We start from the raw sequence: 20406 nt of genomic DNA, 5'->3' as shown, positions 1-20406 counted from the left end.
CTCGCGGAAACCGGGCGCTGTCCCGTTGCGACGCACCGCCACACGGTGGGTTCCAGGGGCGCCCGACGGCTCGTAGTGCGCGGGCGGCGACTGTCCGAGGGGGCGGGTCGGTCCTGACACCACGCACCCGGCCCTGCCCCGACCCGGCAGAAGCGTCTTCGACATGACCGGCCGCCCGCTGCGCGGCAGGATCCGGCACGGGCGACCCCAGGGGCGGCCGTGCGGACGGCGACGCGTCGTCTTACGAACTCGTGACGTGGTGGGTGCGGCCCCGGGTACGGCGGGTGCGCCGCCCTACCGTGGGCGCATGCGTGTACTGGTCACCGGCGGCGCCGGGTTCATCGGGTCCCATGTCGTCGAGGCGCTTGAGGCGCGCGGGCACGAGCCCGTCGTGTTCGACGTACGTGAGGACCCGGACGCGGACGTGCGGGACCCGGAGGCCGTGGCCCGCGCCCTGTCCGGGGTGGACGCCGTGTGCCATCAGGCGGCGATGGTCGGGCTGGGGACCGGATTCGCCGATGCGGCGGAGTACGTCTCCCGCAACGACCTCGGCACCGCCGTGCTGCTCACGGTCATGGCCGAGAAGGGCGTACGGCGGCTGGTGCTGGCCGGGTCGATGGTGGTCTACGGGGAGGGCCGGTACACCTGCGTCCGGCACGGGGTGGTGCGTCCGGGGCCTCGGGCCGTCACCGACCTGGAGGCCGGGCGTTTCGAGCCGCGGTGTCCGGTGTGCGCGGAGGAGGTGTCGCCGGGGCTGGTCGGCGAGGACGCGCCGGTGGACCCGCGCAACGTGTACGCCACCACCAAGCTCGCCCAGGAGCATCTGGCGGCCGCGTGGGCACGGGTGACGGGCGGGGTGGCGGTGTCGTTGCGCTACCACAACGTGTACGGCCCCCGGATGCCACGGGACACCCCGTATGCCGGGGTCGCCTCCTTCTTCCGTTCGGCGCTCGCCCGGGGTGAGGCGCCGCGCGTCTTCGAGGACGGCCGGCAGCGGCGGGACTTCGTGCACGTACGGGACGTGGCGACGGCCAACGCCACCGCGCTGGAGGTGGATGCGGCCGTCGGCGTACTCACCGCGTACAACACGGGCAGCGGCGAGCCGCACACGGTCGCGGAGATGGCACGGACGCTGGCCGCCGCCTACGGCGGACCGGAGCCGGTCGTGACCGGCGAGTACCGGCTGGGGGACGTGCGGCACATCACGGCGGACTCGTCCCGGCTGCGGGCGGAGCTGGGGTGGAAGCCGGAGACCGGCTTCGCGGAGGGCATGCGGGAGTTCGCGCTGGCCGGGATGCGTGGCGCGTAGGACCGCGGTGGACCGGTGGTGCTGCCCGCGTTCATGAAGCTGCCGCGGGCAGCACCACCTCGAAGCGGCAGCCACCGGGGATGTTGCGTACGGTGGCCCGGCCCTGATGGGCCTCGACGATGCCGCGGACGATGGCGAGACCGAGCCCGGCGCCCGCTGGAGGCGTCCGGGCGTGGGTGCCGCGCCAGCCGGTGTCGAAGACGCGGGGCAGGTCCTCTTCGGGGATGCCGCCGCAGCTGTCCGACACGGACAGCACCACACCGTCCGGCGAGCGTTCGGCGGCGACCATGACGGTGCCGTCGGCGGGAGTGCGCCGGATCGCGTTGACCAGGAGGTTTCCCAGTACGCGGCTCATCTCCTTGCCGTCCACCTCCACCGGCAGGGGCTCGACGTGGCCTCCGACGAGTCGCACGCCGTACTCGTGGGCCAGTGGATACACCCCGGCGAGGGCATCGCCGACCAGGTCGTAGACGGAGATCCGGGAGGGCGACAGGGCCAGGGTGCCGGCGTGGATGCGGGAGAGTTCGAAGAGGTCGCCGACCATGTCGTTGAGGCGTTCGACCTCGGTGCGGATCTGGCGCAGGTAGCGGCCGGGGTCGCTGGCGACGCCGTCCTCCAGCGCCTCGGACATCGCGCGCAGACCCGCGAGCGGAGTGCGCAGGTCGTGCGAGATCCAGGCGACGAGTTCGCGGCGGGAGGACTCCAGGGCGCGCTCGCGCTCCCGGGACTCGGCGAGTCTCGTGCTGGTGGCCTCCAGTTCGCGGCTGAGTGCGGCGAGTTCGGCGGTGGCCGGGCCGTGGGGCGCGGTGAAGTCACCGCCGTCGCCGAAGGAGCGGGCGGCGAGGGTGAGTTCGCGGCTGCGGGCGACCACCCAGCGGCCCAGCACCAACGCGGTGCCGAGGGAGACGACGGCCGCCATCGCGACCACCGTCGTCACGACGGAGAGGTCGTGGCGGGACAGGAACATCGCCTGTGCCACGGCCAGTGTGCCCGCGAGCATGGCGGTCACGGCGACGGCGGCCACCACGGTGAGTGAGGCGGTCAGGGAGCGGCGGCGCAGCAGCCTCAGTGCCCCCGCGCCGAGCAGACCGGCCACGCCGGCGCCGAGGAAGGCGAACAGGGCGATGAGGAGGGTGTCGCGCATGATCACTCCTCGCCTGCGCCGGAATGACCGGAGGAGCCGGAAGCGTCGGCCGGATCGAAGCGGTACCCCACACCCCACACCGTCTGGATCAACCGGGGCCGGGCGGGATCGTCCTCGACCTTGTTGCGCAGCCGCCGGACGTGGACCGTGACGGTCGACAGGTCGCCGAAGTCCCAGCCCCACACCTCCCGCATCAGGTCCTCGCGGCTGTACGCCCGGCCCGGATGCCGCAGGAAGAACGCGAGCAGGTCGAACTCACGCAGGGTGAGGGCGAGTTCGGCGCCGTTCTTGGCGGCGCGGCGGGCGGCCGGGTCGACGGTGAGTCCGGCAGTGCTCAGGGAACGCGTGCCCGCGGGGGGCCGGGTGCGGCGCAGCACGGACTCCACTCGCAGTACCAGCTCGCGGGGGCTGAACGGCTTGGTGACGTAGTCGTCGGCGCCCACCTCCAGGCCCATGATGCGGTCGTCCTCGTCGCCGCGGGCGGTGAGCATGATGACCGGGACGGGGCCGCGGCCACGCATCCGGCGGCACACTTCCAGGCCGTCCATGCCGGGCAGCATCAGATCGAGTACGACCAGGTCCGGCCAGTTCGCGGCGGCGCTGGCGAGTGCGGCCGGGCCGTCCCCGGCCCGGTCCACGACGTACCCGGCGCGATCGAGGTAGCTCGAGACGACCTCCGCGACCGTGGGGTCGTCGTCGACGACGAGGACGCGGGCATCCCCGGCCCCCCTGCCGACGAAGGCGTCCGCCGTCGGCTCGTACGGGTGGTGTTCCATACGGCCAGCCTCGCACCGCACGCGTTTCCGCGTCGCCCTCCAGCGGTCCGCAGGCGCTGCCGTCCGCGTTTCGTAAGGACCCGAAGTCCGATATGCACTATTTGCGTTCGTAGGGTGAGAACCGTGATGACCTCTTCCGCACCCGAGGACGTCGATGTCGTCCTCCCCTGTCTGAACGAGGCCGAAGCCCTGCCCTGGGTGCTCGACCGCATCCCTCATGGCTGGCGTGCCCTCGTCGTGGACAACGGGTCCACCGACGGCTCGGCCGACATCGCCCGCGACCTCGGCGCCTCCGTCCTTCACGAGCCCCGCCGCGGCTTCGGCGCCGCCTGCCATGCGGGGCTGACCGCCGCCACGGCCGACATCGTGTGCTTCTGCGACTGCGACGCCTCGCTCGACCCGGCCCTCCTCATGCCGTTCGTGGACGAAGTGCGGGGCGACAGAGCCGACTTGGTGCTCGGGCGGCGCCGACCGCAGGGCCGGGGCGCCTGGCCCGTACACGCCCGAGCCGGCAACCTCGCGCTCTCCCTGATGCTGCGCCGCCGCACCGGCCTGCGGCTGCACGACCTCGGTCCGCTGCGGGCCGCACGCCGCGAGGCACTGCTCGGCCTCAGCCTGACCGACCGGCGAAGCGGCTACCCCTTGCAGATGGTCGTGCGCGCCGCCGACGAAGGCTGGCGCGTCACCGAGCACGACGTCCCGTACCTGCCGCGCTCCGGCGCCTCGAAGGTGACCGGGACCTGGCGCGGCACCTGGCAGGCGGTACGGGACATGAGCCGTGTCCTGGCCGAAGCGCCCGTCGCACCCGAGGCGGCCGAGGCACAGGCGGAAGGAGGCACCCGCCGATGACCACCCTGCTCGTCATCGCCAAGGAACCGAGGCCAGGGCTGGTGAAGACCCGCCTCACACCGCCGTTCACGCCCGAGGAAGCGGCGGTGCTCGCCGAGGCGGCGCTCACCGACACCCTGCGTGCGGTGGCCGCCGCCCCCGCCCGCCGCCGGGTCCTGGTCCTCGACGGGGACACCGGGCCATGGCTGCCGCCCGGCTTCGACGTCGTACCGCAGTGCGCGGGCGGCCTGGACGAGCGGCTGGCCGCGGCCTTCGCCGACTGCGACGGCCCGGCCCTGCTGATCGGGATGGACACACCGCAGGTCACCCCGCACCTCCTCGCCGTCGACCTCGACGGGTACGGCGCCTGCTTCGGACCGGCCGAGGACGGCGGCTTCTGGGCGCTCGGGCTGGCCGACCCGGACCCCGGGCTGCTGCGCGGTGTCCCGATGTCGACGCCCACCACCGGCGCCGTCCAGCGCGACCGGCTGATCGCCGCGGGTCTGCGAGTACGCGATCTGCCGCCCTTGCGGGACGTGGACACGTTCGCCGACGCCGAAGCGGTCGCCGCCGCGGCGCCGCACGGCTGCTTCGCGGCGGAACTGGCCCGGCTGCGGACGGCCGGCCGCCGATGAGCACGGCGCATGAGGTGATGGCGCGGGACACCGCCGGGCACAACTGGTCCGCCGACCCCTACGCCGACGCCCTCCGGGCCGGCCACGGCCCCCTCTTCCTGCGCCGCAGCGACGGCTGGCTGCTGCCGCTGGACGTCGAGCGGTGGTGCGCACGGGCCGACCTGGTGGACCGGCAGGTCCTGGACCGTTGTGAGGGTGCCGTCCTCGACGTCGGGTGCGGGCCCGGACGGCTGGTCACGGAACTCGCCGCCCGCGGCCGGACCGCACTCGGCATCGACGTCAGCGAGGCAGCCGTCGCCCACACCCTGAGGCTCGGCGGGCCGGCCCTGTGGCGCTCGGTCTTCGAACCCCTGCCCGGCGAGGGCCGCTGGGACACCGCCCTGCTGCTGGACGAGAACCTCGGCATCGGCGGCGACCCGCGCGCCCTGCTCCGCAGACTGGCCCAACTGCTGGTGCCCGGCGGACTGTTGATCGCCGAAGCGGCACAGGCCGACGTGGACGAACGCATCCACGTCCATATCGTGCGCGGCACCGACCCTCAAGGCGCCTCCGGCGCCCCGTTCCCCTGGGCCCGGCTCGGCACCCCCGCGCTGCTGCGGTACGCCCGCCCGCTGGGCTGGCGCACCATCGATCAGTGGTCGGCCGGTGGCCGCTGCTTCGTCTCGCTGCGCAGCCGCAGCACCAGCACCAGGGCGGAGGCGCCGAACAGAACGGCGGTGATCAGCAGCCAACGGGCCGGGAAGCCGTCCGCGGAGAGGCCGGTGGCCGACTCGTAGCCGTCCGCGACCCGGCCGCTGATCAGCGGGAACCACACCAGCAACAGGAGCCCGGACAGGGCCGCCGGCACCCGGACGTACAGGGTCCTCCCCCGCTGCCTTGAGGGCGTGGGCGGTGCCCCCACCCGGCGGCCGCCGGCACCGAGCACACCGGTGACGGCCCGGTCCACGGCCGCGTACAGCGGCAGGAACACCAGGTCGTGGAGCACGGCCGCGCCCACGAACCACAGCGTCACCCCGAGCGGGTCCCCGGCCAGCAGCCGCAGGCCCGCGTAGCCCGCGAGCGCGAATGAGCAGGCCAGGAGCACGATCTGCAGGGGGCTTCCCAGCGGAGGGAACAGTCTGCGCATCACAGGTCTCCGAACGTCATCCGGGCCACCCACTTGGTGTTGAGCACGCCGGGCGCCGCGGGCACGATGATCCGGGCCGGGTAGCCATGGTCGGGGGTCAGCGTCTCGCCGTTGACGTCCAGGGCGAGCAGCGAGCGTGGGTCACGCACTTGGTTGGACCGCAGGGCGGCCTCCCGGAAGGCGCCTCGTCGCTGGAGGGACTCCACCAGGACGTCGGGGGCCGCGTCCGCGTCGTACCCGACCAGCGCGGCGAGGTCCCGCAGCCGCACGCCCCGCCACCACTGGTCGCCGGTGGACCACCCCTCCACACAGGCGATGGGCAACGCCGAACTGCGCAGCGGCAGGGCGAGCAGTTCGGCGCGGCTCAGCCGGAGGGTCCCGGTCGGCCCGGTGACGACCAGCCGCCACACGTCGTCGCTCGTCTCCCGCGCGCTGATCCCCCGGTAGGCGGCCGTCTTGTTGATCTGGAAGCCACCGGGGCCACTGCCCGGATCGGCGGCACCGTGCGGCGCGAGGAGGGCCGTGCGCCGCAGCGGACCGTCGAAGCTCTGCCCGGCCGTGGTCCCGAACAGCAGCAGCGAACCGCCCCCGACCAGCCACAGCGCACCGCGCCGCGACACGGTGGGCTCGGCGGGTCGCGGGGAGACCAGGGGGAAGTCCGGCTCCCCGCCCGTCTCCTCCTCGGGGCCCTTCCCCGCCCGCATGCGACGCACATTGCGGACGGCGGCCGGTGCCCGCAGCACCACGTGCGCCACGAACGCGGCGAAGAACACCCAGGCTCCGTAGAAGTGCAGCGGGTAGAAGGAGCCGGGGAACACGTAGTCCAGCTGGACGTTGAGCACACCCGTCACGAACTCGAAGAGCACACCGCCGACGAGGAGCAGCAGGGAGATCCGCTCCAGGGCGTGCGCGAGCGACCGGGCAGGCGGCAGCGCGAACAGCTTCGGCACCACCGACCACAGCTTGGCCAGCAGGACGGGGACGAGCGTGATGCCGAGCGTGACGTGGACGCCCTGGGTGAGGCGGTACAGCCAGTGCGGACGCGTCGGCCAGGCGAAGAGGTAGAAGCCGAGGAGGCCCTTGTCAGGGGTCTTGTCGTTCACCGGCGCGAGGCCCGGATTGTAGGCGGCGTACGACAGCAGCCCCGTCACGAACAGCACGGTGATCCCGCCGAGCAGTACGAGACCGAGCACGGAGGTGAACCAGGGTCCGCGTACGGGGCTACGCCAGAAACCGGGGGACGAGGGCGAGGCGGGCGGGGTGTGCAACCGTGACATGCGCCGACCGTAGGCGCCCGCGGCCGCGGAAAGGGGCCTTCGACACATGACGAAACGCTGACGTCCGCACGCGCGGCGGCCTCGGCACGGTTCGCGCGGCCTAGCGTTCCCCCGTGACCCGTGATCTTCTCCGAGACCTGTACGCGACCGCGGCCGCCGCGCTGCTCGTCGCGACGGCCGCGCTGGTCGGCACCGCGATCGAGCGGGAGCACGGCACCCTGCACGTGGGCTGGCCTCCCCTCTACGCCCATTGGGACCCCCACGTCGGCCCCGGCACCCCGGCGGCCCTCGTCGTCGCGGTCACCGTCGTGGCGTACGGCCCGCGAGTGGCCGCCCGGCTCCCGTGGCGCGCGCTGCTGGGCGCCGCCTGGGGTGCGGCCATGGCCTGGACGTGGTCACTGGCGCTGATCGACGGCTGGCAGCGCGGGATCGCGGTCCGGCTCACGACCAGGTACGAGTACCTGCAGGTCATCGACCGCTTCCAGGACATCCCCGCGACGCTGCGGGACTTCACCGACCACATTCTGCTGCACTCTCCCGACAACTGGCCCGCGCATGTGGCGGGCCACCCGCCTGCGGCGACGGTCACGTTCGTGCTGCTCGACCGGGTCGGCCTCGGCGGCGGGGGCTGGGCCGGGGTCTTCTGCATCACCCTCGGTGCGTCCGCGTGCGTGGCGGTGCTGGTCGCCGTGCGGGCGCTCGCGGACGAGGCCCTCGCGCGCCGGGCGGCGCCGTTCCTGGTGATGGCGCCGGCCGCGGTGTGGATGGGGACGTCCGCGGACGGTTACTTCGCGGCGGTCGCCGCCTGGACGATCGCCTTCCTCGCCCTCGCGGTCACCGGGCGCCGACGGCCGCTCACCGGTTTCGCCGCCGGGCTCCTGTTCGGCCTCACCTGCTACCTCTCCTACGGGCTCACCCTCTTCGCCGTGATCGCGGGTGCCGCCCTGCTGCTCGGCGGCCCCCCACGGGCCCGGGCCATGCCCTACGCCCTCGCCGGAGTCACCGTCGTCCCGGTCGTGTTCACCCTCGCGGGGTTCAAGTGGTGGGAGGCGTACCGCCTTCTGGTCGAGCGCTACTACCAGGGGGCGGGCGGCATCCGGCCGTACGGCTACTGGGTGTGGGCCGACCTCGCCTGCACGGTCCTGATCGTGGGCCCGGCGACGGTGGCGGGCCTGCGGCGCACGGTCGTCACGCTCCTCGAGGCCCGTGCACGGCTCAGAACGCGTTCTTCCCCCGACGCTCGTCCGCTCGTGCGGACACCCGACCGGCACGGCGCTCCCGTCCGTGTCGTCTCCGCCCTGCGCCGGCGCGTCGTGCCCCGGTCGGGTGAGACCGGCGTCTCTCCTGCCGTCCGCCTCGCCCTGCTCGTGGCCGCCACGCTCGCCGCCCTGCTCATCGCCGACCTGTCCGGGATGAGCAAGGCGGAGACCGAGCGCATCTGGCTGCCGTTCGCCATGTGGCTGCTGGCCTCGTGTGCGTTCCTGACCCGCCCCCGTATCTGGCTGGCGGCGCAGGCCCTGATCGCCCTGCTCCTCAATCACTTGCTGCTGACCGGTTGGTGACGATCGAGTCGACGACCGTTTCGGCGGGACGCGCCTGTGCGGGCTGACCGCCCGGGCGGCGACGGTCATCGACACGCCCAGTGGGGAACTGGACGGCGGCTTCGGTTCCGGCCGCCTGGTCAAGCCGTACGTCCCGGGCGTGCCGTCCTTGGCCTGCACAGGCCCGTCGCACCTGTCAGTCGCGGCGGCGGGTGCTGTCGCGGACGCGGAGTTCGACCGGCACGAGGGTCAGAGGCGGCACCGGGGTGGCCGGGGTCGTCGAGGCTTCGATGCGGTCGAGGAGGATGCGCAGGGAGGTGGTGCCGATGTCGGTGAAGTCGGTGCGGATCGTGGTCAGCGGAGGGAGGAAGTGGGCGGCCTCCGGGATGTCGTCGTAGCCCACCACGCTGACATCGTCGGGGACCGGGCGGCCGGCCTCGTGGAGGGCGCGCAGGACACCGAGGGCCATCTGGTCGTTGGAGACGAAGATCGCGGTGACGGAGGGGTTCCTGGCCAGTTCGCGGCCCAGGTCGTAGCCGGAGTCGGCGCTCCAGTCGCCGGTGAGGGGGGCGGGGATCTCGGCGCCGGCCGCCTTGAGGGTGTCCCGCCAGCTGTCCGCGCGGCGGTCGGCGGAGGTCCAGCCGGCCGGGCCCGCCACGTGCCAGACGGTCAGGTGGCCGAGGGAGAGGAGGTGCCGGGTGGCCTTGTGGGCGCCGGTGCGGGCGTCCGAGGTGACCATGGGGGTGCCGTCGCCCAGATCGTTGTCCATGACGACCAGGGGGGTGTCCAGCCGGGCTTCGGCCAGTGCGCGAGCCACCCACAGCTGGGGCGCGATAGCGATCACGCCGTCCGCTCCCTCCGCCGACAGCCGGTCCGCCGCCTGGACCACCGTGGCCTTGTCGGCCGTGTCCAGGGCGATCGAGCTCACCAGGTACCCGGCCTCCTGTGCGGCCGTGTTGATGGCGGTCAGGGTGGAGGCGGGGCCGTAGCGGGCGGCGTCGAAGGAGATCACGCCGAGCATCCGGGTGCGGCCGCTGGCCAGGGAGCGGGCGCTGCTGCTGGGGCGGTAGCCGAGGGTGCGCATGGCCGCCCGGACCGCCTCGCGGGTCTCGGCTCGTACGGCGGGGTTGTCGTTGAGCACCCGCGAGACCGTCTGCTTGGAGACGCCCGCCAGTTTCGCCACGTCGTCCATCACGGGGCGCGCGCCGGCGAAGTTGCGTCGGCTGCGTCCCTTGGTCGCCGGGCCGTCGGCGGCGCTTGGGGTCATGGTGGGTGCTCTGCTTCCTTCGGCCTCGGGTGGTCCGCGGGCGTCCTGATCGCGACCGCGGATCCGCCGGGGCTGCGCGGCCCGGCGGAACCACAGGATAGGCCGGAGGGGGGAGGGGGACCGGGGTCAGGCCCGGCCGAGCGTCCGTCTTCGGCGCGGCACCCACTCCGCGACACCCGCTCGGAGCCTCCCCCGGCACGTACACCCGCGCCTCGGGCTGCGGGGGCAGCCGCTTCACGGATCCCTGCCCGCCGGGCGGCAGGCGGCCCTGGGCCTGGTCCCGGCGGCGGGCCGCGAAGAACTGGTCGGCCACCGGCCGCTCCCCCGCGTACGCACGCCGTCGGGTCGTTCGTGGTGCCGCATCAGGACGGCGCCGGGCCGAGATCGGGGGTGTCGGTGAGATGGGCGCGGGGGGTGGTGGTGCCGTGGAGTTCGAGGAGGACGAGGTCGTTGACGCCGGGGCGCAGGACCGGCGCCGGGACGTAGAGGGTGCGCTGGGGGCCGCGGTTCCAGTAGCGGCCCAGGTGGAAGCCGTTGATCCAGGCCTGGCCCTTGGTCCAGCCGGGGAGGGAGAGGAAGGTGTCGGCGGGCTCGGCGACCTCGAACGTGCCCTTGTGGAAGGCGGGTCCGGCCGCGGTGGGCGTGTTCGCGGGGGTGAAGGCGGTCTCGGGCGGTACGTCGTCCACGGGCAGGGCGTGGCAGTCCCAGCCCCGCAGCGCCTCGCCGTTGAAGGTGACGGGGCCGAGCAGGCCCTTGGGGACGCCGATGCGGGGGCCGTAGTTGACCCGGCCCATGTTCTCCACCAGGACGTCCAGGACGGCGCCGGGGCGGGGGACGTGGACGGGCAGCGTCTCGTCGTGGCGTTCGCGTTCGAGGACGCCGGCGGGCGCGCCGTCCACGAAGACCTGGGCACGGTCGCCGACTCCGCCATCGAAGTGGAGCAGGCCGGCTCCCGTGGCCGGCACGTGGGTTCGGTAGAGGACGTATCCGGCGCGCCGGCCCAGTTCATCGGCGGTGACCGGATCGACGGAGCGCGTGCCGTCGTGGCCGAGGCGCCTGAACAGTGACAGCCGGTCGGTCAACTCGACTTCGATGGACGGGAGTTTGGCTGCGGGCGCAGGCACCGGCTCGTCCGGCACGGTGGTATGACGGGCGATCACCTCGCGGAAGGCGTGGTATTTGGGGCCCGGATCGCCGCTCTCGGTGAGGGGGGCGTCGTAGTCGTACGAGGTGATGGTCGGGGCGTAGGCGTGGTGGTGGTTGGCGCCGTTGGTGTAACCGAAGTTGGTGCCGCCGTGGAACATGTAGATGTTCACGGAGGCACCCGCGGACAGCAGGCGGTCAAGGTCGGCGGCCGCGTCGGCGGTGTCGCGGCCGTGGTGCGGGCCGCCCCAGTGGTCGAACCAGCCGATCCAGAACTCCGAGCACATCAGCGGGCCTTCGGGCTGTGCCTCGCGCAGACGGGCGAGCGAGCGGTCGACTCGACTGCCGAAGGTGGCGGTGGCCAGGACGCCGGGGAGGGTGCCGTTCGTGAGGTGGTCGCCGTCCGCCTGGTCGCAGGTGAAGAGGAGTTCCTCGATGCCTCGGGAACGCAGGGCGGACTCCAGGTGCTTGAGGTAGGCGGTGTCGTCGCCGTACGCGCCGTACTCGTTCTCCACCTGTACGGCGATGACGGGGCCGCCCGCCGCCGCCATGTAGGGCAGGAGGGGAGGGAGGAGGAGGTCGAGGTAGCGGTCGACGGCGTCCGTGAAGCGGGGGTCGCTGGTGCGCAGGCGGATGGTGGGGTCGGTGGTCAGCCAGAAGGGGAGGCCGCCGCCGTCCCACTCGGCGCAGATGAACGGGCCGGGGCGGAGGAGGACGTTCAGGCCCTCCGTCTGGGCCAGGCGGAGGAAACGGGGGAGGTCGAGGAGGCCGTCGAGGTCGAGGGTGCCGGGGCGGGGCTCGTGGAGGTTCCAGGGGATGTACGTCTCCACCGTGTTCAGGCCCATCAGACGGGCCTTGCGGAGGCGGTCGGTCCACTGGTCCGGGTGGACGCGGAAGTAGTGCAGGGCGCCGGAGAGGATGCGGAAGGGTTCTCCGCGGAGGAGGAAGCCGTCGGAGGTGGTGGTGAGGGCCGGCACTGCGGGTCCCTTCTTGGGGGCTTGGGGGCTTGGGGGCTTGGGGGCCTGGGGGTGGCTAGGGGCCGTCCTTCGTGCGTGTGGCCCGGGTCAGCCAGAGTGTCGCCGCCAGGCAGGCCGCCGAGACCGCGGACAGGAGGAGGGGTACGGCGCGGACGCCGGACCACTCGATGACCTTGCCGAGGGCTGGGCCTGCCGCGACCCCGCCGGCCATCGACGCGGCGATGACCAGGGCGCCGGCGCGGCGGGCCCTCGGGGCGGAACGGTGGAGCCAGGGCAGGCCGGTCGGGAAGATCGGTGCGATGAAGAGGCCTACGCCGGCGTAGGCGTAGGGCGCCAGGTCCGGTACGGCGGCCAGCAACAGACAGGCCGTCATGCCCGCGCAGGAGACGGTGATGATCGCCTGGGCCGAGAGGCGCAGGGCGAGGGGGGCGACCAGGAAGCGGCCGACGGTCATCATCAGCCAGTAGACCGAGGTGGCGGTGGCGGCGAGGCCGGCGCCGTAGCCGACGCTCTGGAGGTGGGTGGGCTCCCAGCCGCCCACGCCTGCCTCGATGCCGACGTGCAGGACGTAGAGGGTGACGAAGACCGCCAGTACGGAGCGCAGGGCGAGGGCGGCGGGCCTGGGTCCTTCCGTGTCGGCGGGGGGTTGCGGGGCCTGGTCGCGCACGCCTCGCAGGCAGAGGAGCAGGGGCAGGTCGACCAGCGCGAAGGCGAGGAAGAGGGCGGGGTAGTGGTCGGCTCCGACCGCGCCGATCAGGGCCGGGCCGAGGATCGCTCCGATGCCGAAGTGGGCGTTGAGGATGTTGAGCATCGCGGTGGAGCGGTGGCCGAAGCCCACGGCGAAGAGCTGGTTGAGGCCGTAGTCGATGCCGCCGAAGCCCAGGCCCGCGAGGAGGGCGGCGGCGAGGGCCAGGGGCCAGTTCGGGGCGAGGGCGAAGCCTGCGGCGCCGGTGGCCATCAGGAGGTAGGAGGTGCCGAGGATCCGGCGGTTGCCGCTGCGGCCGTACCGGCGGTCGAAGAGGAGGACTCCGGCGACGCCGCCGACGAAGTGGGCGCTGAGGGCGAGACCCGCGGTGGACGGGGCGAGCCCGAACTCCTCGCGCAGGGCCGGGATCGCGGGGCCGTAGAGGGCCTGCAGCGCGCCGATCAGGACGAATCCGAGGCAGGAGGCGACCACTGCGGGCGTCGTGAAGACGGGTGTGGTGCGGACGGGCGCGCTGACGGCGGGGCGGCGCGTCGCCGGGCGGCCGGTGATGGGTGGTGCCTCCGGGGATTCCGGCTCCGGCGAGGCAGGCCGTCGCTGCGTGGGCTGGTCGGTCACGCGGGCTCCAGGGGCGGACGGGCCACGGCGGTGCGGGCAGGGGTGGATGCTCCGACAGGCGTCGATGTTACCGGTAACATCAGTGGCGTCAAGATGGTCTGCGTCGGTCGCCCGCCCCCTCGTTCCCGGGCGTTGTCAGTGGCGGGTGTCAGCATGGCTGCATGGTCGGAACGGGTGGGTTCGAGTGGCGTGAGTTCCTGGTGGAGTGGAGTGCGGAGTGGGCTGATGCCCGGGAGCCCGGGGAGGAGGTCGGGGCGCGGGACGAGGGGCCTCTGCGGGAGCGGTGGCTCGGATTCGCCGGCGCGGACGAGGCACGGATCGCGGCTGCCGAGGAGCGGCTCGGGTGTCGGCTGCCGCCTTCGTACCGGGCGTTCCTGGAGGTGAGCGACGGGTGGCGGCACGCGGGCGGGTTCGTCTGGGTGCTCGCCGGGACTGAGCAGTTGACGTGGCATCAGGACGCCGCGGGGCTCAGCGAGTACTTTCCGGGTGAGCTGGAGGAGGACCCGGCACCGGCGGACGTGCTGCTCGCGGGGATGTGGGGACGGGCGCTGCAGTTGAGCGTCGAGGCGGACGCGATGTACGTGCTGATGGATCCGGGGGACGTGGACGACTCGGGTGAGTGGGCCGTGTACGTCTGGGCGTCCTGGCACGCCGCCCCGCCCACGCGGTACGGCTCCTTCCGGGAGTACATGCGGGCGATGCACCGGGAGTTCCACAATCTGGCGGCGGGCCGGCTGGGGTCCGCCTTCGTCAACGACACCACCCGGGCGCTGGACGCGTCGGTGGAGCAGGCCCGGCTGGACGCCCTGGGCGGGCGGTACGAGCGGGCGGAGGCCGTGCTGGCCGAGGCGAAGGAGTACGGCAGGCCTCGCGCGAGAGGGCTGTACGACCAGATACGGCGGCTGTCCGGACACAGTTACATGGTCGATTTCTGGCCGCTGGCCGCAGATCCCGTGCATGCGCCCGAGTTGCTGCCCGTGCTCGCGGCCGATCACGCCCGCGACAGCTGGAAGGACGACAGCACCTGGACCATGCGTCTGCAGACCGCGGACAGGTCCGTGCGGGAACTGGGGGACTCCGTGCTGCGGCAGGTGCGGGACGGTTCGTATCTGTACAGCGCGGAGGGGCCGTTCGGCCGGGCCGTGGAGGAGGCCCGGGAAGCGGCCCGTTGGGGGCTCAGCGACGAGGCCTGGCGCATTCTGCGAGCCGCACTGCCGCAGTGGCGGCCCAGGGGACCGGAGCTGCTGGCGCCGGTCGGGCTGCTGGCCGATCCCTTCCTCGGTCCGGTGTGCGGTGTCCGGGAGCGGGGACTGGAGTTGCTGGCCACCCCCCGGGCCGGAGAGACGGGGGATCCGCCCGTGCCCGCGGCCGACATCGACCCTCCGGGGCTGGCCTGGCTGGCCGACGCGGAGGACAGTGAGCTGCGGGCGGGGTACCGGTTCGTCCTCGTCGAGGGGGTCCGGCCGGACGAGTTGCCCGCCCTCATAGGGGCCGAGGGCGGGTCCGGACTGCGGGGGCCGGAGAGCCGGTTCGAGGTGTTCTTCGGGGCGGGGCGCGACGCCGGGCGGGAGGCCGCAGCCGACTGGGAGGACCGGGCGACCACGGCGGTCGGTCTGGCGGGGCCGGAGTGGAGTTTCGCGTTCGACGGGCGGCCGCATCCGTTCAACGCGCAGCGGTTCGTGTCGCCGGCCGTTGTCGCCTCGCGGGGCGGGCACGCTCCTGACGGCAGGAAAGGGGGCCGGGCGGTGGTGGTGTGGAGCTCCCCCGCCGTGCGTCCCGGGCCGCCGGGTGTCTTCCACCTCTCCGTCGCGGAGGACGGCGAGGAGCGGTACGCGTTCACGGTCCGGGGGGACGAGACGACCGACCGGCGGGGAGCCGTACCCGGGTCGCTCGATCCGGACCGCTTCTTCGGGAGCGGCCGTGCGGGTGAGGCGGGGCTCCTGGACGCCGTCGCGGGCGAGTTCGGGGTGCGGATCCCCCGGTTCGCCGTGACCCGGGGGCGGGCGTACACCCTTACCACCCGGTCCTGGACCCGGCCGCCGGAGCCCGGCGAGCGGATCGCCGTCCTCCGTTTCGTGCGGTCTCGGAACGAGTAACGGGACCGGGGCCGGGCCGGACGCCGGGGATGTCGTCCTGGGCACGGCTTGGTTGCGACAAGGGCTCTTCGGTGCCCTGGAGTTGGAAGGGGGGAAGCATGCCGGGCATGGGCGGCAGTCGGGATCGGTATGTCGATTTCTTGCGGGCGTGGGCCATTCTGCTCGTCGTGGCGGGGCACTGGTTGATCACGGGGCTGGTGCGGGATCCGGACGGGCGGATCGCGGCGCCGGAGTTGTTGGCGGCCGTGCCGTGGACGCAGTGGCTCACGCTGGGCTTCCAAATCATGCCGTTGTTCTTTCTCGCCGGGGGGCATGCGGCGAGCGGGTCCTGGGAGCGGGCGCGGGCCGGCGGTGCGACGGGCGCGGGGTGGGTGGGGCAGCGGGCGGTGCGGTTGCTGCTGCCCGTGGCCGCGTACAGCTGTCTGGTGCTCCTCGCCGTCGGAGTCAGTTCGGCGGTCGGCGTGGAACGGGGCACGCTCGCTCTCGTGGGCTGGGCGATGGCGATGCAGTTCTGGTTCCTGCCGGTGTATCTGCTGCTCAGTGCCCTTACGCCGGCGATGTATGGGCTGCATCGGCGGTGGGGGGCGCGGGTGCCCGTGGGGATGGGGGTGGTGGCTCTCGGGGTGGGGACGCTGGTGGTGGGGGGTGCCGGCGGGGCGTCGTACGGCGGGGTCGTCGAGGCCGTGGGGGCGCTGAACTATCTGCTCGTCTGGGGTGTCGTCTATCAGCTCGGCTTCTGCTGGCGGGACGGGTCGCTGGGCGAGGGTGGGAGACGACGGGCCCTGCCGGCCGCCATGGCGGTGGGGGGCGGGGTCGGTTTCGCGCTGCTCGTCGGCCTCGGGCCGTTTCCCGTGAGTCTGATCCTGGTGACCGGGCAGGACCCCAGCAACACCAACCCGCCGTCGATGGCCATGCTGGCGTGGGCGGTGGCACAGGTCGGGGTGTGTCTGCTGGTGGCGCCGGGGGTGCGGCGGGTGGTGGAGCGGGCGGCTGTGTGGCGGGTGGTGCGGGGGATGGGGGCCGCCAGTATGACGCTCTACCTGTGGCACATGCTGCCGGTGCTGGTGGTGGCCGCCGCCTTCTATCTGACCGGCCTCGCGCCTCAGCCCGAGTACGGCTCGGGGGCCTGGTGGGCGATGCGGGTGCCGTGGTTGCTGGTGCTCGGGGGCGTTCTGGGGGGTGTGGTGGCAGCGCTGCGGCCGCTGGAGCGGGGGCTGGCGGAGCTGTCGGGGCGGATGCGGCCCGACGCGGGGCTCCGGGGGGTGGCGGCATGGCGGCTGTGGGCCGGGATGGGGCTGAGCGTCGGGGCGTTGACGTACTTCGCCGGGCACGGGTTCGCCTACGGCGGCCGGTTTCCCGTTGCCGCCGCGGTGGGGCTGGCGGTGGGGACGGGGCTGGTGCTGTTCCCGGGGCGAGGGCGGGCGGGTGCGCGCCGGCCGGTGGCGGTGGAGGGTGCCCTGGAGGAGGCGGCTTGAGGGAGTGGGGGCGGGGTGTCCCTGCGCGCGAAACCGCCGTCCCATGCCGACGGTCCGTTCGGCCGCTCACCACGTGACTCCGCCGCCGGGCAGGGTCTCGCCGTGCTCGGCGACCGTGGCCGTTCGGTGCGCGGCGGTCTCGGCCGAGCGGAGGGCGGCGGTCTCGGCCGAGCGGAGGGCGGCGGTCTCGGCCGAGCGGAGGGCGGCGGTCTCGGCCGAGCGGAGGGCGGGCACGGCGCCGCCCGCCCGGACGGCCACGGAGAGCAGACGTTCACGGCGATGTTCATCCCCTCGGCCGGCATCGCGCAGCAGTGGTGGCGGTGGCGGGCGCTGCCCCACCGGGCGGGGACCACCAGGACGGGGCCGGGGAGGGTGAGCGGTGCGTCCGGTCAGGCGGGGCGTTTGCGGGAGGTGGTCTTCTTCGCCGGCGTCTTCTTCGCCGCGGTCTTCTTGGCCTCCGTGTTCTTCGATGCCGTCGTGTTCTTCGATGCCGTCGCCTTCTTCGCGCCCTGTGCCGACTTCGCCGTCTTCGCGGTCCTGGCCGTGGATTTCCGCGCGGACCCGGACGCCGATGCCGTCTTCTTCGCGGCGGACGTCGACTTCTTGCCGCCCGTCTGCTTGGGGGACGCGGGGGCCGTCTCGCGCGGGAGGGATCTGACCTCCGCCTCCTCGGCGGGGGCCTCGCCGCGCGACTCCTTCGCGGCGCGCACGCTCTTCTCCAGGGCCGCCATCAGGTCCAGGACCTTGCCGCCGGACGGCGGGGCGGGGGCCTCGGGGGGCGTCTCGCCGGCCGCCTTCGCGGCGACGACCTCTTCGACGGCCTCGCGGTACTCGTCGTGCAGGTCGTCCAGGTCGACCTCGCCGAGGGTGTCCATGAGGGCGTCCGCGAGGTCGAGTTCCTGTTCGCGGACCGTGACGTCGGTGTCCGGGGCGACGTCCTCGGGGGCCCGGACCTCGTCCGGCCAGAGCAGGCCGTGCAGGGCGATCGCGTCGCCGACCACACGGAGCATGCCCAGGCGTTCCCGGCCCCGGAGCGCGTACTTCGCGATCCCGACCTTGTTGCTGCGTTTCAGCGCCTCCCGCAGGAGGGTGTACGGCTTGGCGGCGGGGGCGCCGCCCGCCTGGAGGTAGTACGCGGCGTCCATCTGGAGGGGGTCGATCCGGTCGACCGGAACGAAGCCCACGATCTCGATCGTCTTCGCCGTCGGCAGCGGCAGATGGGCCAGGTCGTCGTCGGTGATGGGGATGATCGTGCCGTCGGCGTCCTCGTACCCCTTGCCGATCTCCGACTGGGTCACCTCGCGGTCCTCCAGCTCGCAGACCTTGCGGTAGCGGATACGGCCACCGTCCTCGGTGTGGATCTGGCGGAAGGAGATCGAGTGGCTCTCGGTGGCGTTCACCAGCTTGATCGGAATGCTGACCAAGCCGAAGGAGATGGCGCCGTTCCATATGGATCGCACGGGCAGCGTCCTCCTGAAGCGTTGTGGCGGGCCGAGTCGTCGGGTCCGGCCGCGTCGTCGTGTCGGGCCATGTCGTCGCGTCGGGCGTTTTGTGCCGGTTTCGTGTGATTCTCATCGTATGACGCCGATCACAGAGGTGGAGGGGCGGAGGCTCGCGCTCAGCAATCTGGAGAAGGTGCTGTATCCGGCGACCGGGTTCACCAAGGGCGAGGTGCTGCACTACTACGTCACCGTCGCCGACGTGCTGCTCCCCCATCTGCGGGGCCGGGCGCTGTCCTTTCTGCGCTATCCGGACGGGCCCGACGGGCAGATGTTCTTCGCCAAGAACGTGCCACCGGGGACGCCCGAGTGGGTCACCACCGCCGAGGTTCCGCGGTCGGAGGGGCCGGCCCGGATGGTGGTGGTGCAGGATCTGGCGAGCCTGGTGTGGGCGGCGAACCTCGTGACCGAGTTCCATACGCCCCAGTGGGTGGTTCAGGATCCCGAGCAGGCCGACCGGCTTGTTTTCGACCTCGATCCCGGGGCCCCGGCGAGTGTGGTGGAGTGCTGCGAGGTCGCGTTGTGGCTGCGGGAGCGGCTGGCCGGGGACGGGATCGAGGCGTATGCGAAGACGTCGGGGTCGAAGGGGCTGCACCTGCTGGCGGCGGTGCGCGGGGCGTCGTCCGAACGGGTCACCGAGTACGCCAAGCGGCTGGCCGTGGAGGCGGAGCGGGCGATGCCCCGGCTGGTACTGCACCGGATGACGCGGAGTCTGCGGCCGGGGAAGGTGTTCGTGGACTGGAGTCAGAACGCGGCACGGAAGACGACGGCGGCGCCGTACACGTTGCGGGCCCGGGCGGAGCCGACTGTTTCGGCGCCGGTGGGATGGGAGGAAGTGGAGGAGGTCGCCGAGTTCCGGGCGGCGGAGCGGTTGGTGTTGCGGGCGTCGGATGTCGCGGCGCGGGTGCGGGAGCAGGGAGATCTGCTGGAGCCCTTGCTGGATGCCGGACGGGCGGGGGCGCTGCCGTGATCCGCGGGGTTTTCCGCCTCCGCGGCCCTTACCTGTTCCCCTCCTCGGGGGCGCCGCCCCTTCGGCCCCGCCGGGGGCAGCGGCCCCGGACCCTCTTGGGCCCTGAACGGGACCCGCCCTCGAACACCGGACGGGCCGGGCGACGGAGACCCGCCCGGAAGGGGAGCCCCGGCCGAGCGAGGCGCACCGGCGGCCCCAGGGCTCACACCTTCGACCAGGTTCTCCGGTCGCGGGCCATCGCGTGGAGCGCCTCCACGTCCGCCGGTTTCAGGACGGCGCCGAGGCGGGCGAAGCTCTCGATCTCGGGGTCCGTGAGGATGCGGACCTCGCGGGGGGCGGTGGTGAAGGAGACGTCGGCCGGGCCGACCAGGGCCAGCACGGGGTGGACCTCGGCCGTGAGGGCGTAGGAGACACGGCCGGCGTCGGAGCGGATGCGGCGCAGGAGGGCGTCCGGGGGGCGGCGGCCCAGGGTGACCAGGGGGTCGGCTACGCGGACGCGCTGCTTGCGCGCGTGCAGGGCGTGGATCGCGAAGAGGCCGCCCGGGCCGATGGCCAGGTGGTGGACGCGGTCGCCGCCGGGGAGCGGGATCGAGTGCAGGGTGTGCCAGCCGGCCCCGTCCAGGCGGTCCAGGGCCTCGCCGATCGTCTGCTCGGCGGCCAGCGCGTGGCGGCGCGGGTCGGGACGGAGGCGGTGGGCGGGGCCAGGGGCGCGGTCCAGGTCGACCAGCAGGGCCTCGCCGGGGCGGTTGGGGGCCAGGTCGTCGTCCGGGTGGAGGGCGAGGCGGGCCAGCTCCGCGGGGGTCGGTACCGGGGGCGGGCCGACCGTGACCGGGCCGGTGAGGAACGGGCCCAGCGTTTGGAGTACGTCCTCCCGGCGGTCGTCGACGAGCAGGTTGATCCTCGCTGCCTCACGGTCGTACCAGGCGATGTTCCTGCCGTCCGCGAGACAGACGTAGAGCCGCTCCTGGCCGTGCCGCCAGGTTGGTACGACGCGCAGTCCGCTCATGCACCATCACCCCACG

General features: G+C 73.4%; 17 protein-coding genes. 8 read left to right on the top strand and 9 right to left on the bottom strand.

Features of this window, described 5'->3' with window-relative positions; all coding sequences use genetic code 11:
• Nucleotides 1-307: 307 nt before the first annotated feature.
• Complete coding sequence (locus tag ACIBVL_RS35190) at nt 308-1309, top strand: NAD-dependent epimerase/dehydratase family protein (protein ID WP_399103843.1); 1002 nt, start codon at nt 308-310, stop codon at nt 1307-1309.
• Nucleotides 1310-1340: 31 nt separating this feature from the next.
• Here the strand turns inward: ACIBVL_RS35190 and ACIBVL_RS35185 are convergent, their stop codons facing one another.
• A complete protein-coding gene (locus ACIBVL_RS35185) occupies nt 1341-2453 on the bottom strand; it encodes a sensor histidine kinase (protein ID WP_399103841.1) in 1113 nt (370 codons plus the stop codon).
• 2 nt (nt 2454-2455) lie between these two features.
• On the bottom strand, nt 2456-3229 hold the full coding sequence (locus ACIBVL_RS35180) for a response regulator transcription factor (RefSeq protein WP_399103839.1): 774 nt from the start codon (nt 3227-3229) through the stop codon (nt 2456-2458).
• A 126-nt stretch (nt 3230-3355) separates the two neighbouring features.
• On the opposite strand from ACIBVL_RS35180, the gene ACIBVL_RS35175 reads away from it, so the two are divergent.
• The 3 genes from ACIBVL_RS35175 to ACIBVL_RS35165 are packed head-to-tail and all read left to right on the top strand — an operon-like array spanning nt 3356 to nt 5468.
• Entirely contained in the window at nt 3356-4078 is a 723-nt protein-coding gene (locus ACIBVL_RS35175; RefSeq protein ID WP_399103837.1) for a glycosyltransferase family 2 protein, read from the top strand.
• On the top strand, nt 4075-4692 hold the full coding sequence (locus tag ACIBVL_RS35170) for a DUF2064 domain-containing protein (protein WP_399103835.1): 618 nt from the start codon (nt 4075-4077) through the stop codon (nt 4690-4692). The genes ACIBVL_RS35175 and ACIBVL_RS35170 overlap by 4 nt, the downstream gene beginning before the upstream one ends.
• A complete protein-coding gene (locus ACIBVL_RS35165; protein WP_399103833.1) occupies nt 4689-5468 on the top strand; it encodes a class I SAM-dependent methyltransferase in 780 nt (259 codons plus the stop codon). Before ACIBVL_RS35170 ends, ACIBVL_RS35165 begins: the two co-directional genes overlap by 4 nt.
• 349 nt (nt 5469-5817) lie before the next feature.
• Here the strand turns inward: ACIBVL_RS35165 and ACIBVL_RS35160 are convergent, their stop codons facing one another.
• Nucleotides 5818-7095, bottom strand: coding sequence for a molybdopterin-dependent oxidoreductase (locus tag ACIBVL_RS35160; protein ID WP_399103831.1), 1278 nt, complete (start codon nt 7093-7095; stop codon nt 5818-5820).
• 113 nt (nt 7096-7208) lie between these two features.
• On the opposite strand from ACIBVL_RS35160, the gene ACIBVL_RS35155 reads away from it, so the two are divergent.
• Nucleotides 7209-8657 (top strand): hypothetical protein, encoded by a 1449-nt coding sequence (locus tag ACIBVL_RS35155; RefSeq protein ID WP_399103829.1) that lies wholly within the window; start codon nt 7209-7211, stop codon nt 8655-8657.
• 175 nt (nt 8658-8832) lie between these two features.
• Here the strand turns inward: ACIBVL_RS35155 and ACIBVL_RS35150 are convergent, their stop codons facing one another.
• From ACIBVL_RS35150 to ACIBVL_RS35140, 3 genes are all read right to left on the bottom strand, one after another.
• Nucleotides 8833-9903 (bottom strand): LacI family DNA-binding transcriptional regulator, encoded by a 1071-nt coding sequence (locus ACIBVL_RS35150; protein ID WP_399103827.1) that lies wholly within the window; start codon nt 9901-9903, stop codon nt 8833-8835.
• A 362-nt stretch (nt 9904-10265) separates the two neighbouring features.
• Complete coding sequence (locus ACIBVL_RS35145) at nt 10266-12023, bottom strand: glycoside hydrolase family 35 protein (protein WP_399103825.1); 1758 nt, start codon at nt 12021-12023, stop codon at nt 10266-10268.
• Nucleotides 12024-12078: 55 nt separating this feature from the next.
• A complete protein-coding gene (locus tag ACIBVL_RS35140) occupies nt 12079-13200 on the bottom strand; it encodes an MFS transporter (RefSeq protein WP_399104061.1) in 1122 nt (373 codons plus the stop codon).
• A gap of 305 nt (nt 13201-13505) precedes the next feature.
• Here ACIBVL_RS35140 and ACIBVL_RS35135 point away from each other — a divergent pair, with 305 nt between their 5' ends.
• Together ACIBVL_RS35135 and ACIBVL_RS35130 are read left to right on the top strand one after the other, a co-directional pair.
• Nucleotides 13506-15440, top strand: a complete 1935-nt coding sequence (locus ACIBVL_RS35135) for an SMI1/KNR4 family protein (RefSeq protein WP_399103824.1) — start codon at nt 13506-13508, stop codon at nt 15438-15440.
• 98 nt (nt 15441-15538) lie between these two features.
• Nucleotides 15539-16915: an acyltransferase gene (locus ACIBVL_RS35130; RefSeq protein ID WP_399103822.1), complete on the top strand. Its 1377-nt coding sequence runs from the start codon at nt 15539-15541 to the stop codon at nt 16913-16915.
• Between the two features lie 66 nt (nt 16916-16981).
• Here the strand turns inward: ACIBVL_RS35130 and ACIBVL_RS35125 are convergent, their stop codons facing one another.
• Together ACIBVL_RS35125 and ACIBVL_RS35120 are read right to left on the bottom strand one after the other, a co-directional pair.
• Nucleotides 16982-17173: a hypothetical protein gene (locus ACIBVL_RS35125; protein WP_399103820.1), complete on the bottom strand. Its 192-nt coding sequence runs from the start codon at nt 17171-17173 to the stop codon at nt 16982-16984.
• A 131-nt stretch (nt 17174-17304) separates the two neighbouring features.
• Nucleotides 17305-18375 (bottom strand): Ku protein, encoded by a 1071-nt coding sequence (locus tag ACIBVL_RS35120; RefSeq protein ID WP_399103818.1) that lies wholly within the window; start codon nt 18373-18375, stop codon nt 17305-17307.
• A 118-nt stretch (nt 18376-18493) separates the two neighbouring features.
• Here ACIBVL_RS35120 and ligD point away from each other — a divergent pair, with 118 nt between their 5' ends.
• Nucleotides 18494-19384 (top strand): non-homologous end-joining DNA ligase, encoded by an 891-nt coding sequence (gene ligD / locus ACIBVL_RS35115; RefSeq protein ID WP_399103816.1) that lies wholly within the window; start codon nt 18494-18496, stop codon nt 19382-19384.
• Nucleotides 19385-19586: 202 nt separating this feature from the next.
• On the opposite strand, the gene ACIBVL_RS35110 is transcribed toward ligD, so the two are convergent.
• A complete protein-coding gene (locus ACIBVL_RS35110) occupies nt 19587-20390 on the bottom strand; it encodes a nuclease-related domain-containing protein (RefSeq protein WP_399103814.1) in 804 nt (267 codons plus the stop codon).
• Nucleotides 20391-20406 lie beyond the last annotated feature (16 nt).

This window comes from Streptomyces sp. NPDC049687 (assembly GCF_044465285.1).
Classification (GTDB): domain Bacteria; phylum Actinomycetota; class Actinomycetes; order Streptomycetales; family Streptomycetaceae; genus Streptomyces.
Note: the sequence above shows the minus strand (reverse complement) of the source record. Positions and strands in the feature narration are given on the sequence as shown.